Here is a 16495-nt window from a genome sequence, read left to right on the forward strand (position 1 = left end):
GATAGCTTCGCTTTTGAGTGTTAAAAATCTCTAGTATAGTCAGTATTGTGTAAAAAGCAACAATCACTAGTGTAACACAATTGCTAGAATCCGTGAATCTTTTTTACACAATTCCCCGTTTTTCGTGTGACATCCTATTAAACGCCTCAGGTTTGCAAAAGTTGCGGTGCCAGCGAAAAAAAGTTTCAAGTTTTTTTTCGCCGCCGTATCCAATCGGGATATGTACGCAGTGACATCCGCCACAATTCGTATTATAGGTCACGCCGGGCGGACTGTCACCATTGAACCTTTTTCCAGTTTCAATCAACTGTTCGAAAATTTAGCTTAGTTTCCAAGAGCTGTTTCAAAGTTGACGACAGCCAGGTTGTAATTCAACACAGCCTTCTGGTATTGATTCTCGCGATCGGACAATTCTTCCTCTGCCTGAATCACTTCGAGAGTAGTCGCCAGACCGTTTTCAAAGCGCAAATTGGTCAGGCGATAGCTTTCCGCTGCGGAATCCTTCGCCGTTTTTTGGTACTCGATCGCTTTTCTGGCTGCATCCAGGTTCAGATACGCCTGTGCCACCTCTTTGGAAATGGTGCGTTTTTGCTCTTCCAGCGCCAGCTTGGATTTTTCCACGTTGTTGCGCGCAACTTTACCCGGCCATGTGGACAGGGCAGAGTATTCCTCGATCAGCTTGACGTTCAGCTCGGCCAAATTCAGCTCTTCCTGCGCCTTGGTCATTTCGACGCGTTTGGAGATCGCCTGCTCTTCTGCCTGCTGCATGGTCATTTTGATCGGAGCAGCCTGCTTGTTGGAGGAAACAACCTTCCACTGTTTGTTCAAATCAACGCCGAGGAAGTCGTTCAGATCCATGCGAGCTACCTCAACGGCGTTTTGGGCGCTTGTCAGGCTGGCCTGAGCACCTGCTACCCCCATCTCTGCCTGCAGAACATCCGTTTTCGCTTTGGTTCCCACTTTAAAGGCAGCTTGGGCTACTTTCAGCTGCTGCTGGGCGCGAGACAGGCTTTGCTTTTTCAATTCCAGGTCATCCTGGGCAAAAATCAGGTTGTAGTACGCCTGCTGCGCACCCAGTTTGATTTTCGATTCAGTCGCGGTTACCTGCAGCGCGTTCAGCTTTTTGTTCATATCGGCCTGGGCATTGGTCACATACTTCGCTTTCGCTGCATCCAGCGACTCGATCATGTCTGTCGGCATTTCAGCAGAAGTGCGATAGGAAAGCATTTGGTTCAGGTCCGCGTTTTTCGCGTCCAGTCGAGCGGACTCCAGAGTCGCGTTGGTTTCCAGCGCTTGCTTGATCGCTTTGTCCAGCGTGAGCTCTTCTACTCCGGCTGCGGGTGCAGTAGTCGTCGTAGACGGAGTCGTGGCAGCCGGTGCAGTCGTTGTCGTGTTGCTGGTCGATGCACCGGTTGTGGTCGTTCCCGTTGTTCCGGTTGTCGAAGTGTTTTTGTCCGTCGCTGTTCCGGTAGTGGTAGTAGTAGTAGTACCGGTAGCCGAGCTACCCGCTTTTGCGTCGGTTGCATCCTTTGCTGCTGCATCGGTGGTTTCCTTCGCAGCCGCATCTGTCGCTTTCGCGTCGGTAGCCGTCGTGTCCTTCGACTGATCAGCTGTTGTAGTCGTGCTTGCTTTCGTTTGCTCGGTCGTGGCTGTATTTGCAGATGCCGTCAAGGTTCCTGCGCCAATCGCCGTAGTCAGAACTGCCGCCAAACTAATGGTCATCCATTTTTTCGAGTATGGAAAATTCACTGCCTGTACACTCCTTTTCAAATTGTGTTGATGTTAAAACCTTTCACCACTTGAAATATTTCAGTTTCACCCAAGATCACTATATCACAGAGTAATGTTTCGTACACGAAAAATTAGTGTATTGGTACGATTTTCATAAGGGATTACGCACACTGTATCATGTATAGATCATCCCTTCCCCTTTCATACTGCCTTGCTCCATAGAGTAATACGATTATGTGTCAAAAAAATTTCAGGATTCGCTTCATAAAGCTCCACATGCTATCCTTTTTATGAGGTGAGTCGATAATGCTGCAGCAATACAAGACGATTGCCGGCTACGGGGAAGACTACATTGTCATCGAGCGCTCCCGCTTCATCGGGTATGCGCAGCGAGTGACGACCGAGGAGGAAGCCAGCGCGTTTATCGCCATGATCAAAAAGAAACACTGGGACGCGACGCATAACTGCTCCGCCTTTGTCATCGGAGAAAACGATCAGATCCAGCGCTCAAGCGACGATGGCGAACCGAGCGGCACGGCCGGAAAACCGATCCTCGAGTGCATCAAGAAAAACGGGGTCAAGGATACCGTCGTTGTCGTGACCCGTTACTTCGGCGGAATCAAGCTGGGAGCCGGAGGGCTGGTCCGCGCATATACGGCGGGAACGGTAACGGCTTTGAAAGCGGCCGGGATCGTGGTGCACACCCTCCACCAAAAGGTGTCCGTCAATGTGGACTACCATTGGTGGGGAAAAGTCGAGAACGAACTGCGCCTGACCGAACAGCGAGTCGTGGGCACCGACTATACGGACCGTGTGACGGTACACGTCCTGATCCCGGATGGCCAACAGGATGCGTTCGTCGCAGGGATGATCGATCTGACAAACGGCCAGGCCCAGATCGAGCTGGGTGAAAAGGAATATGTCGAAGTACCTGTCGAAGCGGTAGGCGACGAGGACTGACAGGAAGGCAAAAAGCTGAAGAGGCAGATGACCTCTTCAGCTTTTCTTCTATTATATAGGGTGAAGCTACACTTATGGTTTTATTATTGTTTCGGGAGTTTTTTCAGTTGAACCATGACGCGGATGGTGATGACCGCCATATCTGCACGAGTCAGATTTGTATTTGGGACAAAGCGATAAACAGGTTTTTTCGCGTTTGGATCCTTGGGTTCGCCATTCATCAATTTTGCTTTGGCCACTGCCAGAACAGATGGAGCTGCATAGTAACTTACATCTTTTGCATCTTCGAACATCTTTCCTAAAGCCAGTTTGGATGCATCCAGTGTCCCCAACTTCATGTTAAGTGCACGCGCAATCATAATCGCTGCTTCTTGGCGAGACAATGGCTGCTCAGGTCTGAAATATCCCGGTTCCTTGCCTCGTACAATGCCAGCACGAGCTGCAGTTTCAATATATTTGTATTCATAGTCCCATCTGTCACGTCTCGGATTTACATCTTTAAACGTTGGACTGGATGGAGTATCCTCATCCTCATACGGTCCATCGTTAATCGGTAAATCCAGCGCCTTAACCAGCATGGTTGCAAATTCACCACGACTAATGTCTTTGTATGCTCCAAACTCATTGGCTCGGTAATTGACCATAATACCTTTCGAGAACAATGTCTCCATTGCGTCCCGAGCGTATTCGTGGCCAATTACGTCGTCAAAGGACTCTCGGTTTTTGAGCACTATATAATACCCAAATCCTCTAAACGGTACCGTAATTACCTTTTTACCTGTATTAACGACACCACCAAGGTTCTGCCAATCACCGGAACCACTTTGGTAGAAGACAGTAAGAATATTATTTGCCGCATTAACAATAGATGCGTCGTACTTAATCGACAAAGTTCCTGCACGACTTGGGACAAGGTTTTCTTCGTTCCTCGATTTAAAATCCCTAATATCATCATCATTCTCTTCGTAAGGATCGCGTCCGCCAGGAGCCTCTTTGTCCCCAGCATCTACGTAGTACAGGGGGCTTGCATAGTTAAAGTTATCATCCAAATCCAATTTGGAGCTCATATTTGAACCTGGGATAGTAACTTGACCCGTTGTACGATCGGCGATACCAAAATACAAAGGAACATCTACAAAGATATCTCCGAGTGGATTTTTCACTTCTTCTCCTTCCAACTTATTTTCGGGTGAAAGGAGCACTGTTCCCGATGGGAATTTCAATTCGAGTGCTTTATCAAAAACACTAAAGGAAACCTTTTTCCCTAAAATATCACGGTACTCTGCACCATTTACAGATGAATTTGCGTTAAAGATTTGAATTTCATCATTGTACGAATTGCTGCCCACCTGCACCGTGTATTTGATTTTGTTTAAACCCTTTTTCAACGACACCGTTGCTGTAAACACATAGTAAGTCTCCGGTATTTCCCTACCCCGATCTTTGTCGTACTTAAAGTCAGGGTTGTCCGTATTGGTTACAACTGCCTCTGTTTTTCCGAACAGTACTTTGTTTGCATTTTCTGCAAAGATTTTAATTGGAACACTGTTCGAATTGACAACGATATATTGATCGGATTCTTTTGCCTTAACCGGAGAGATTACTTCCCAGCTATTCGTTGTTTGATTAATGGTCAAATTGTATCGAACTACTGCACCTTTCGAATCTTCAGCTACAATCGTATAAGTTGTAGAACCATTCTTTTTCAGAGTAAGCGGGAACAGAGCGAGTACATTCTCTTGTTCTTCCGCCTTTGAAAGTTCGTCTTGTACGGATTCAATCAAGTCACCGTATTCACGGCTTTTCATCTTTGCATCAAACAATATGCGGCTCTGCGCCTCAAAGTTGAGACTCTCGAAATCATCTTGCAAGTCTGACGGGATATCGCGAATCGTGTTGATGTAATCCTGATTATTCTCCTGAAGTTCCCAGTCTCCGTTTTCATAACGGAAATCAGCAATTCGTTTCCCACTCTTCTCGATGTATACATGTTCCGCACCATCTTCTACTTTGAAACTAAATCCGCTCAAGAACTTGGCACTGGTTTGATAAGCTGTATCTGTTGCTTTTTTCGTCAATTCGGTCGTTTTGCCATTCTCGATGATTTCCAGCTTTATGTCATTAATCGTTGGTGCTTTCGAAGACATATATAGAATGGAGTAGGTAAGGCTGACCGATGGATCCGTAGTCAACTTGATTTCCAGTTCGTGTTCTCCTTGTCCCCTGGCGTTGATGATCTCACGAATAGCAGATGCTGGAATGGAAATAGAACCGACAGGGTTCGAAGCAGTGGATGGATTGATTTTCAACCCTCCAACTTTGCCATCCCCAATACCGTCATTATCATCTTGCGAATCGTTGTTATCATCATCAAGTTCAACTATATCAACATTATTTAATCTAACTATAATGTTTTGATTTGTCAGTTGGTAATTGTAAATTTTCCCGTTCAGTGTGTAGAAGTCACTATCGCTGCTGGCTTCGTAACCACTCTCGAAAGTTTTTTGCCCCGTTCCGTCAGTATAGGTCAAATGTACGTAAGGGGATACCTCAACACGCAGTTTGTATGTGACGGAAACCGGGCCATTGGAACCCGAATACCTAATCTCCAGAGTCCCGGTACCTGCCGGAAGATTTTTCATGTCAATATAAATTTGATTTGTGCTTACTTGGGGAGTAACTTCCTTCCCCTCATATAATACCTTGTAATCGGATGGGTTATTACTCATATTCTTGGTTTGGATGGTAATTCCCACATTCGATTTTCCTAGGACGTTTACACCCCCCTCGTAAAGCTCCTTCGTCCCGTCGTAAGTCGCTTTGACAAATTGGGCCTTATTGGAGTCGGTAAACATAAATTTGTATTCGTACCCGTTAATAACTGCGTAGTCCTCTACCTCACTCGGGGGAGTAGCGTTGTCTTTTTGGATGAACACATAATCAGCACTAACCGTGTAGACATCCCCGTCTTTAAAGAGTCCTGCTTTAACCGTTGCATTATTGATTTTCGTTTGAATATCAGTATCAAACGTATACTCAGTAAATCCAGACCCTTTACTGTCTGCTTTTGATGGAGCTACTTCGACCGTAAAGCTACTCCCCGGTTTCGAAAACTTGAGTCGCAGGGCTTTAAATGTTTGCAAGGCATTATTCTCAAACTGCAAGAGAGCCTTTCCTTTAATTCTGAAGGTCTCGGTGTTACCATTCGCATCTATACTACCTGATATCGTCACTACTTTGTTGAGATCCAAAGCATAGCTTTTCTCACTTGGCGGGGGACCAGGTATGGATTGGATTATCTCCACATTGTTAAGCTGATTGGCAGTATTTTTATCTCTCGACACAACATGGATTGTACGAGTGATGACTCCGACTGTTGTATTTTTACTATAAACAGTAAAAGCCAGTCTGTTCTCGCCTAGAACAGAAGAAATGGAAGCAGAAAAGGTCCCTGAGGAAACTTTGGTTTCCACTTCTTCATTTGTAGTCATGTTTTTTACTACAACTCTGTCTGCACTCTTCACCGAACCGTCTACACTAAGTGACAACCGTTTATTCGAAGGAACAGTAATCAAGGTAGTCGTCAATCCTAAAGGGGTGTCATTTACCGTAATATTGTCAATGTACGGAGTGTTATTGTACACCACAAAAAAATGAAGGTGTTCAATTCTTTTAGCGCCTACCTGATCATAAAACGTAATCTCATTCAGTCCCGGTTCCAGTTCAATATCATAAAAGGTAAAGCTCAAGCCGGATATTGATGGCGCGGTAGAACTTAAATCCTTGATGTTTTGACCGTTATTTGTGGAAATCTCCAATCTCAGGTTCTCAGGCTTTATACCACTTGAAGTTCCGACCACACCTCGAAGGGTGATATGATTCTCGGGATGAATAACAGCGTTATTTTTGCTATTCCCCTGGTCTTTGTAATCTGTTAATACGATCGCGCTGCCAACCTGTTGATAATCATAAACTACCGTTTTCTCGTACCCAGTGTTTACTGCAACGACCTTAATCATATTTAAACTGCTCTTAAGACTAATCGTTTCCAAACTAACGGTCGCTGGAAGTGGTTTTGCAAGAGTTCCCGAATACGATTGAACAGTCACACCATTTACTTGCACTTCTATCAGAGGTTCCGGATCAAGAGTTCCACCGTTATAGGAAAACTCAAGCCCCGACAATTTACTGTTATACACTACGATCGGATCGTTTTCATTGCCCGGGTCACCTACCCTCCCGACCTCAACTCCATTCGCCTTAAAAGTAAGCGATGTTCCATACGACCCTTTTTCCAGTTTGTAAAACATGGTAATCTTTTCATCGTTAAACGTTACTTCTACCTTTGTCACATTCCCGTTTCTATCAATATCAAATTTATCCAGAGTAAGCGTGTTCCCAACAAACGCTTGTGGTTTGTCGAATGTAACTACTTGGTCCTGAACTTTGACTGTTACCGTATTATTATTTGCAACCGAGTTTGTCAGGACTATTCCTTTAATCGATCTTGTCTTTACTTCCACAGGATTGGATTGTGTACCAAAAGAGTTGATTTCACTAGGTGTAGTCTGACCAGTACCACCATTATTTACGATTAAGTCGGAAGGGTTTTTAATAGTCCATGTTCCCTGTGCCGCAGCTGAAGTTGGAACCGCCGGGATCAGACCGGTTACAAGCATCATCATGATCAAGCAAAGGGCGAACCAACGACGGACTTGTTGACTGGCTTTAAACATTGTTTCACCTCTCCAATTTTCTTTTTCCTTTATTTCCCCATTTTTTGTTCTGGGTATAGTTTTCTCCCTTTCATTATCGGACAAATCGAGTCTCCACTTAAGTGTTTCTCCCCAAAAGAAGGAAAAGTTGTCTCCCCCATTGAATGGAAGGGAATTATAGAGCATAAAAAGAACCAAGTAGATAAGCTCTACTTGGTTCTAAAAAGTTACTTGTTGAGATTAGTTAGTTCTCCGTTGTTGCTCCGCGTACTTGACTTTCAATCTGCGATACGCATTAATCAACGGTCTGTGTCTGCGGCTCACCAGTCCGACGATCTCCGTACCCAGGTGGGTCGCGATCAGAAGGGCGACCATGACGATGAGGGTCGTCCACTTGGTGGTCTTGGTGAGCAAGATCGCCATCGTTCCGAAGAAAATGCTGATCGAGTAAATCGTCAGCACGGTGGCCCTGTGGGACAGGCCCATGTTGAGCAGGCAGTGGTGCAAGTGCCCCTTGTCCGGGCTGGAGATCGGCTTCTTGTTCACGATCCGGCGCACGATGGCGAAGAATGTGTCCCAGAGCGGCACGCCCAGCACGACGATGGGGATGATGAACGAAACGAAAAGTGCCTCTTTAAAACCCATGATCGACAAGGCAGCCAGGTTGAAGCCCAAAAACAGCGAACCGGTGTCGCCCATGAACAGGCGAGCCGGGTGAAAGTTGAAGTACAGAAAACCAACAATCGCTCCGAGGAGCACGAAACAGTAGGTGGCGACCTTGTAATCGCCCATCAGCAGCGCCATGATCGCCATCGTCGCAGTCGCGATGGCCGACACGCCAGCCGACAAGCCGTCCAGTCCGTCGATCAGATTGACGGCATTCGTCACGCCGACGATCCAAAACATCGTGATCGGGATGGCGAGCCAGAAGAGCCAGCCGCTGCTGAAATCGATGCTGCCTGTGTACGGCAGGTTGACGACGCCAATTTTCAGGCCGAACGGAATGACGACGATCGCCGTCGCAGCCAGTTGGCCAAGCAGCTTCCACTTGGGCGAGAGCTGATACTTGTCATCCAGCATCCCCACTACCATCACAATCGTGCTGCCGATGAAAATCCCCAGCATTTCCCCGATGCTCGAGTACGGCACGAACAGGAAGAACGCTACCAGATAGCCCAGGTAAATCGCGAGTCCGCCCATGCGGGGCATGATCCGCGTATGTACCTTGCGCTGGTTGGGCGCATCGACTGCTCCTACCTTCACTGCGAGCCTCTTTACATACGGTGTAGCAATAAACGATACGATCAGCGAAGTCAAAAATCCGAGGATTAATGTAGACATCGACTGTTCTCCTCTCTACCGGTGCATCTAGGAGCGGCTTCTCCGTTTTTCTCTCAAGACTGTCAGGACAAACCGCGGAATGGCGAGCTGTCTCTTCCAGCGGGAAGGCTGGGAGATCAGGCGGTAAAACCATTCGAGGTGCAGTTTTTGCCAGAAGACAGGGGCGCGTTTGACTTTCCCGGAAATGACGTCAAAGCTGCCGCCTACTCCCATCATCAGGGAAGCATTCAACTGATCGCGATACTTGTTCATCCACTCTTCCTGCCTCGGCGCTCCCAGCGCCACAAACAGGAGATGAGGCTTTTTCTCCGCGATTTCCCGCACGATTTGTTCATCTTCGTCTTGTCGGAAATATCCGTCCCGATACCCGACGACGCGCGCGTTCGGATAGCGCTCAGCCAGCTTTTGTGCCGCCAGACTGATCACATCCGGGCGCGCTCCAAGCAAATATACATCCCAACGGTGACGGTCTGCCTCGAGCATCAATGCCTCCAGCAGCTCGACACCCGTAACGCGCTCATAGATCGGTTGGTTCGTCCATTTGGCCGCATAGACGATCCCGATGCCATCGGGAACGACATAGGCTTGTTCGACAATGGAACGAAAGTCACGATTTTCCCTTGCCAGCATCACGATCTCCGGATTGGCGGTCACCACATGGGTTCGCTCTCCGTTCTCAATCCGCTCGACCATGTATTCGACGCTTTCGCGAAAACCGCGTGTCGAAAAAGGTACCCCTAGTATACTTGCGACCTGTTTGGCCAATATTTTCACCTTCAATGTGTAAGTTGCCCACTTGCCATTTTACCCGAAAAGAAAGGCACATTCAAGATGTCATGAATGTGCCCCAGCCGCTGCAGTGAGCGCAAACATCAGTCCGCCCTCGGCTACAACCTTGCCATTTACCAATGCTTTCCCGTATCCTTTTCCGACTGTCCCGCGAACGCGGGTCAATTCGACATCCAGCGTCAGCGTGTCGCCGGGCTTCACCTGGTCCTTGAATCGGAACTCGTCAATGCCGGCGAACAACCCGATTTTTCCTCGATGTTCCTCCATGCTCAGCATGGCTACGGCCCCGACCTGCGCCAGCGCTTCCACAATTAGGACGCCTGGCATGACCGGGTACCCAGGGAAATGGCCCTGGAAAAACGGCTCGTTGATCGTAACGTTTTTCACGCCGACTGCCCGCTTGCCATGCTCCAGCTCCACAATTTTGTCTACCAGCAAAAACGGATACCGATGAGGAATGATTTCCTGAATTTGCACGATATCCAAAGGCGCTTGAAATTCCATGATACACCGCTCCATTTCCATTCATAACTAGACTTGTCCATGTATGAAGACCAAACAGCTTTGTGAGAATAAAGACAACACCCGTCTTCGCTGACGCGATTTCCGGGGTTGAGATAAAGGAGCGCTTCCCCTTTTGACAAGTGGAAGTGCTCTTTTTCCCCCTCCACCTAAGCGCGATTCAGCAAACGAAACTTCCCGAGGTAGATCGCGCTCGTTATAAACGAAAAGGCCATCACTGTCCAAAGAATCGCTTCACTGTGCTCGTACCGGTACATAATCAAAGGGAAGACCAGATAAAACAATACGGTCGTCAGTTTGCCATAGGCGTTTGCCGGTACGGTCTTCTTTCCGCGAAGGTGGTAGATCGCTCCCGTCACGATCATCGCGACATCCCGCGCAAAGAAAAACAAGGCAGCCCACAAGCTGATACGCTCCGTCAAAAACAGGGAAGCGATCACAGCCATCATCATCAATTTATCGGCAAGCGGATCCAGCATGATCCCAAGTGTGGTCACCAGCTTATGTTTCCTCGCGATGTACCCGTCCGCAATATCCGTCAATCCCGCCAAGATCAGGATGCCCAAAGCGATCTCTACATGATACGGGTTTGCCGAAAAAAAGACGTATAGGTACAAAGGGATAAGCACGATGCGAAAGATCGTAAGCAAATTAGGAAGATTCACGGATATCCCTCCGTAGTCAGATCGTCACTTCCTTTTTCAACCACTCGATCTATTATACTCTGTGGACAAACGCTACAACAAGTCCCCGTAAAAAGCAGCAAGCCCAAACCGAGCGGTCCGGGCTGCGACTGCCTGCAGACCTGCGATCACGTCTCCGCAAACAACAGGTCCCACATATGCTTGTATGTATTCAGATCAAAAACTTCTGCCGTCGGCTTGTGTCCTACCACGCCGTACCCGATCATCAGCCCGATGACCAGGGAGAAGAAGAGCAGAAGCGGAACCATCAGGACTTTGATCATGACGATGGACCAATTCCTGCCTCTCCGTGGGCGCTCTTTATTCTTGGCTTCCTGGGTATCACGCGGGAATGGTTGTCCCCCTGCTCGATTCATGCTCCTCTCTCCCGTCATCCTATAGATTACCTGCTCCTCAGCGAATTCGCGATGCTCATCATCTCGTCGCTGATGCCGATCGCCCGAGAGTTCAGCTGATATGCGCGCTGAATATTCACCAGCTGGGACATTTCCTCCATCATGTTGACATTGGAGGTCTCCAGCGCCCCCTGGCGCAGAGTCGCGCTGCCTTCTGCCAGCACATTGGTATATTTGGTCGATGGATTGTCTCCGGATGCAATCTCGGCGTCGAACAGGTTTTGCCCGACTTGCTGCAGCTGGTCAGGATTGTCCACCTTCCAGACGCCAATTCTGCCGTACTCGGTACCATCTGCGTTCAGTACGCCCTCTTTGGAGATCTGGATATTGCGCACAGGCTCCGGCAATACGAACGGCACGCCGTTGTCATCCGTCAAAATATAGCCCGACGGCGTATGCAGCACGTAGCCGCCCTCGTCGTCGTCATACTCGATCTGAAACGCCCCGTCGCGCGTCAGCCGGTTTTCTTCCTGGATGACCGCACCTGTGGCGTCCTTGATTTTTTTCGTGACAAGAAAATACCCGTCACCTTCGATGGCGACGTCTGTCGGCACATCCGTCTGCTTGATGCTGCCCTGGCCCATATCGAGCTTGGTCAATCCGAGCCGCGCCCCGCTCCCGATGCGAAGGCCGGCCGGAGTGTTGCGATTTTGGTTGTCGACCGCAGGCTGTTCGTTCATCGAGCCGGACAACAGCTCGGAAAACGAAGCCACGCGGCGCTTGTATCCCGGCGTATCGAGATTCGACAGGTTGTTCGACGTATTGTCCAGCGCTTGCTGGATGCCGCGCATGGCGGCTGTGGAAATATTAAGCGACTGTATCATGGCTGCCTCCCGTTACCCGTTTACCCGGCCGATTTCATTCGCGGCTTTTTCCAGCGTGCCATCGATGGTCGTGATCACCCGCTGATTCGCTTCATACGCGCGCAGTACACTCATCATCCCTGTGATCGTCTGCATCGGATCGACGTTGGCCCGCTCGATCCAGCCTTGCTGCGTTCCGTAGCGTCCCGCGATCGCAGGAGTCGTGTATTGACCTGCCGCCAAAGCTGCCTGATCGTTGGCTTCGGCCACATCCAGCGCTTCCGCCTGCGCTTCGCCTTCCAGACGGAATACATTGGTCCCTTCGCGCACGAGCTGCAGCGGATCCGTCACCACGCTCAGTCCGAGCCTTGGGTGGTTGGGCAGCGTTTCCAGCGTGCCGGTAGCCGGATCTTCGTATTGCAGCTCTCCCTGGCGGCTGATCTTCAGACCCTGGCCTGCGCTCACCCCGTTCGGATCGTTGACGAGAATGGCCCGATTATCGCCGTCCAGCACGTAGTACCCGTCCGCCGTCACGAGATAGCCGTCCGCATTGACGCTCCAGTTTCCGTTCCGCGTGTAGCGGACATCTTCCGGCTGCGCGGGCTGGGTTGCATCCTCCAGGCGTGCCACGCTGTAAAACAACCGGCGTTCCTTGCCATCCTGATCGGGCTGCAGATTGTCCAGCAAAGCCACATCGTATGGATTGCGCGTTTCCGCGATATCCCCTTGCGTAAACATGGGCATAGCCTCCGACATGTAAACGCCGGAGTTCAGACGACCGATCACGGCAGCCTGTCCAGTCAAATTCGGGTAGCCTTGAACATCCGGCCCCTCCTGATCGCGGATGCGGGAAAGCAATTGTTCCGGAAATGCGCGCATCACACCCACATCCTGCTTGTAGCCCGGCGTGTTGATGTTGGCCAGATTGTTCGCCAGCGTTTCTTGCCTGTTCTGCAGGGCCAGCATGCCGGATGCAGACGTATACAAGCCTCTGATCACGTAATCTTACCCCCTGAATAATTTCCTATTCCGGTGCGCTGGTACTTTGTCCAGATAGTCCAGCATCATTCCTGTCCCTTTGGCTACGCACATCATCGGCTCGTCCGCGACCAGCACGGGGACCTTCAATTCGTCCGCCAGAATCTGGTCGATGCCGTGCAGCAATGCGCCGCCGCCGGTCAAGAAAACACCCTTATCAATTATATCGGCAGAAAGTTCCGGAGGTGTTCGTTCCAAAACAGATTTGGAGGCTTGTACAATGGCACTCACCGACTCGGCCAGGGCTTCTTGGACTTCACCTGAGCGGATGGTAATCGTCTGCGGCAGCCCGCTTACCATATCTCGTCCGCGAATGTCCATTTCGTCCTGGCGCCCGTCGGAAACGGTCCCGATCTGAACCTTGATGTCTTCAGCCGTACGCTCTCCAATCAGCAACTTGTATTTATTTTTTATGTACCGCATAATGGCCACATCAAATGTATCCCCTGCTACTTTGATGGAGGATGAAGTGACAATGTCGCCCATGGACAGGACAGCAACATCGGTCGTACCTCCACCGATATCCACTACCATATTGCCCGACGGCTGAAAAATGTCCATTCCTGCCCCTACTGCAGCTACTTTCGGCTCTTCCTCGATGTACACTTCTCTGGCGCCGCCGCTGCGTTCAGCCGCTTCGCGAATCGCTTTTTGCTCGACGGAAGTGATGTTGGTCGGACAGCAAATCAGGATACGCGGACGTGCAAACATGCTTTTGCCGCCGATTTTCGTCAAGAAGTGCTTCAGCATGGCTTCCGTTATTTCAAAGTCCGCAATGACACCTTCCCGCAAAGGTCGGATCGCTACTATGTTCCCTGGGGTGCGGCCCACCATACGGCGAGCTTCGTTGCCCACAGCCAATACTTTTCTGGTTTTGCTGTCTATTGCTACGACAGATGGTTCATCCAGGACTATTCCCTTGCCTTTTACAAAAACCAAGACATTGGCTGTCCCCAAGTCGATTCCGATATCTTTGCCAAACATGAAAGGTCCTCCCTGTTACCAGTTACATTTCTATCTAATATCATAGGCTCTTCTACGTAAGAGGACAAGGAAATTCTTTCTTACACACTTTCTTCCTGTTCGACGCGAACTTTTTTACTACGTCGTTTGTACTTGATCTTCGTGGCTTCGCCTCCCCGCAAATGTCTGATGGCTTTGTGATATTCCAAAATTTCCTTAACTTGGTTCGCCAACTCCGGATTTATCTCAGGCAGCCGCTCAGTCAAGTCTTTGTGCACTGTACTTTTGGAAACACCGAACTCTTTGGCGATCATCCGAACCGTATTTCGCGTCTCCACAATATATCGGCCGATTTTGATGGTTCGCTCTTTGATGTAGTCGTGCACGTCACTCGCCTCCTTGTATCTACATTGTCTGATACAATATATGGGTGCGTAGGGACACATATTCTACGTTTCCAAGCCTGACAAGCCAGCACGGCCGCATCTTTTTTCAACAGTTTGTACCAAAAGGGGAAAAACCCTTATCCTGGACAGCGATTTTTATAAATTGCCGCGTACAAAAAAACCACCCGTAAAAGCGGCTGCTTTACAGGTGGTTTGCTTGATTATTGGTTCTTGCTTTCCGGTTCGCCCTGAATCAGGTACTGGTCGGGATTGACCGACTTGCCGTCTACGCGCACTTCGAAATGCAGGTGAACGCCGGAATCTTTTTCGTATTCGCTGCGTCCCGCAGAACCGATCACTTGGCCTTGGGTCACTTGATCGCCCGGTTTGACAACGACGTTTTCCAGGCTTTGATACGAAGTCACCATTTTGTCAGCATGCTCGATTTCCACGACTCGGCCGACGAGTGGATCGTTTTCCACCTTGACGACTTTTCCCGCCAATGCCGCGACGACGTCAAACCCTTTGCCGTCCGTCGATTTCAAATCGATCCCGGTGTGCGGGAAGAAAGAGTTGTTGTACTTGACCAGCGCTTTTTGCTGATTGTCCTTGGAGGCTCCTTCATCGTAGAAGCTCATCCCCATCTCGTACTGCACACCTTTTCCGACTGGCCATGCCAACGGCTGCACAGTGCCTGCGACCGGTACCGCTTCATCGCCCTGTGGTTCTTCTGCTGGTGTTTCGGGAGTAGTCACGGCCACGTTATCCTTGACGTTGGTCATATTGGATACCGTGTTCATGACGCTGCCCTGATACCACATCACAAAAGCGAGAATGATTGCTGCGGTGCCGATGTAGATTGCGGGAAACGCCCACTTCTTGCCCAATACTTTTTTCCAAGAACTTGACTTCTTGAATGGAATCGGTTGATTTTGATTTTTTTGATCTTCCATTTTATTCATCACCTCATCCCTCAGTATCGCCAGAATTTTGGCGTATAAACCTGAGAGAGAAGGGAAAAGTAAAAATTTGCCCGGCTGTAACTAAACCGGCATGATCTTCGTAAAGTTTTGCAGGGAGACTCCTTGGTAGAAGTACTTGACGATCTGCTCGGCGTTCTTGCCGCTCTTGGCCATGCCGTTTGCCCCCCATTGGCTCATGCCGACACCGTGGCCGTAGCCTTTCGTCGTGATGTACACCTGGCTGCCTCGCATCTCCATCGTAAATGAAGACGAGTTCAGGTTTAGCTTCTCGCGGAATTCCCGACCGGTAAATTCTTTCCCGCCGATGCTGATTTTGCCGACCCGGTTACCCGTCGTCTTCGTCTCGATCCGGTACCAGGCTCCGCCCGTGGAAGCTTCCTGCGTCAATTTTACGCCAAGGCTCTTTTCCAGCTCAGCCGTCGACATCACCACAGTCTCCTCGTAGCGTGGCGACTGGATGTCCCACGGACTTGGCACGCTTTTCAGATAGGGAATCGGCTTTTCCCAGTACTCGCCCGAGTTTTCCGTGAATCCATTGCTGGTCGAAAAGAACGTGGCGTCAATCGGCTTCCCTTCATACGTCAGAACGACGCCTGCGGTCGCCCGCACAGCCTCCAGTATCCTCTGGTTTTTCCACTCGTACTGGTCTTTCCACCGTTCGCGGCGCTGGCTGTCGTCGATATAGACCTGATGCTGCACCGTGTCCAGTACCTGGGCACCCTTCGGCACGTCGTCCAGCTTGCCCTCGGAAAGCCGGCGCACGATGTATGTTCGGGCAGCCATCGCCTGTGCCTTCAATGCCTCCAGTTCAAACTCGGCAGGCATTTCGGCCGCGACCACGCCGGCGATGTAGGTCTCCAGCGGGAGCGTCTCGACCACCTTTTTTTCCGTCCGGTATACCTTCACGTTGAGCGGCGGCTGTGACGAGGGGGTCGGGTCCGGGGCAGATACGGCCACATCCGCGGTTCCTCCTTTGGGCACAGCGGGACCGTACCAAGAGACCAGCGCCGCAGGCAGCGCGACGAGCAAGATCGGCAAAGCGATAAACCACAAGACCAGGTAACGTTTCATGCGACTGATCCTCCTCGCGTAAAGTAGCTAGACATTGTTATATCTATGTCTTGTCCCGAAGCGCTAGAACGCGAGAATGAGAGAGAAGCGAGAA

The 16495-nt window shown here is 49.8% G+C and carries 14 protein-coding genes; 1 reads left to right on the top strand and 13 read right to left on the bottom strand.

The annotated features are described in order from the left end of the window. Positions 1 to 324 precede the first annotated feature (324 nt). Complete coding sequence (locus RGB73_RS28180; protein ID WP_310766641.1) at positions 325 to 1749, bottom strand: TolC family protein; 1425 nt, start codon at positions 1747 to 1749, stop codon at positions 325 to 327. 288 nt (positions 1750 to 2037) lie between these two features. Between RGB73_RS28180 and RGB73_RS28185 the strand changes: the two genes are divergently transcribed. Further along, on the top strand, positions 2038 to 2691 hold the full coding sequence (locus tag RGB73_RS28185; protein ID WP_310766643.1) for a YigZ family protein: 654 nt from the start codon (positions 2038 to 2040) through the stop codon (positions 2689 to 2691). 83 nt (positions 2692 to 2774) lie between these two features. On the opposite strand, the gene RGB73_RS28190 is transcribed toward RGB73_RS28185, so the two are convergent. The 12 genes from RGB73_RS28190 to spoIID form a co-directional block, all read right to left on the bottom strand. Next, entirely contained in the window at positions 2775 to 7511 is a 4737-nt protein-coding gene (locus RGB73_RS28190; protein WP_310766645.1) for an S-layer homology domain-containing protein, read from the bottom strand. Positions 7512 to 7646: 135 nt separating this feature from the next. Further along, positions 7647 to 8747, bottom strand: a complete 1101-nt coding sequence (locus tag RGB73_RS28195; protein ID WP_310766646.1) for a glycosyltransferase family 4 protein — start codon at positions 8745 to 8747, stop codon at positions 7647 to 7649. Between the two features lie 27 nt (positions 8748 to 8774). Beyond that, on the bottom strand, positions 8775 to 9512 hold the full coding sequence (locus RGB73_RS28200) for a WecB/TagA/CpsF family glycosyltransferase (protein WP_310766648.1): 738 nt from the start codon (positions 9510 to 9512) through the stop codon (positions 8775 to 8777). A gap of 69 nt (positions 9513 to 9581) precedes the next feature. Further along, complete coding sequence (gene fabZ, locus RGB73_RS28205; protein WP_310766649.1) at positions 9582 to 10040, bottom strand: 3-hydroxyacyl-ACP dehydratase FabZ; 459 nt, start codon at positions 10038 to 10040, stop codon at positions 9582 to 9584. Between the two features lie 167 nt (positions 10041 to 10207). Beyond that, entirely contained in the window at positions 10208 to 10729 is a 522-nt protein-coding gene (locus RGB73_RS28210; RefSeq protein ID WP_310774585.1) for a CDP-alcohol phosphatidyltransferase family protein, read from the bottom strand. 140 nt (positions 10730 to 10869) lie between these two features. After that, on the bottom strand, positions 10870 to 11118 hold the full coding sequence (locus tag RGB73_RS28215) for a DNA-directed RNA polymerase subunit beta (protein ID WP_310766651.1): 249 nt from the start codon (positions 11116 to 11118) through the stop codon (positions 10870 to 10872). Between the two features lie 26 nt (positions 11119 to 11144). Beyond that, a complete protein-coding gene (locus RGB73_RS28220; RefSeq protein WP_310774587.1) occupies positions 11145 to 11978 on the bottom strand; it encodes a flagellar hook-basal body protein in 834 nt (277 codons plus the stop codon). Between the two features lie 15 nt (positions 11979 to 11993). Next, positions 11994 to 12959 carry a flagellar hook-basal body protein gene (locus RGB73_RS28225; protein ID WP_310766653.1) on the bottom strand — a complete coding sequence of 322 codons (966 nt, stop codon included), beginning with the start codon at positions 12957 to 12959 and terminating at the stop codon, positions 11994 to 11996. A gap of 6 nt (positions 12960 to 12965) precedes the next feature. Then, positions 12966 to 13982: a rod shape-determining protein gene (mreB, locus tag RGB73_RS28230; RefSeq protein WP_310766656.1), complete on the bottom strand. Its 1017-nt coding sequence runs from the start codon at positions 13980 to 13982 to the stop codon at positions 12966 to 12968. A gap of 80 nt (positions 13983 to 14062) precedes the next feature. Further along, positions 14063 to 14347: a sporulation transcriptional regulator SpoIIID gene (gene spoIIID, locus RGB73_RS28235; RefSeq protein WP_003388385.1), complete on the bottom strand. Its 285-nt coding sequence runs from the start codon at positions 14345 to 14347 to the stop codon at positions 14063 to 14065. Positions 14348 to 14568: 221 nt separating this feature from the next. Further along, positions 14569 to 15300: a stage II sporulation protein SpoIIQ gene (locus RGB73_RS28240; protein WP_310766676.1), complete on the bottom strand. Its 732-nt coding sequence runs from the start codon at positions 15298 to 15300 to the stop codon at positions 14569 to 14571. Between the two features lie 90 nt (positions 15301 to 15390). Next, positions 15391 to 16401, bottom strand: a complete 1011-nt coding sequence (gene spoIID / locus RGB73_RS28245) for a stage II sporulation protein D (RefSeq protein ID WP_310766679.1) — start codon at positions 16399 to 16401, stop codon at positions 15391 to 15393. Positions 16402 to 16495 lie beyond the last annotated feature (94 nt).

This window comes from Brevibacillus brevis, from assembly GCF_031583145.1.
Lineage (GTDB): Bacteria > Bacillota > Bacilli > Brevibacillales > Brevibacillaceae > Brevibacillus > Brevibacillus brevis_E.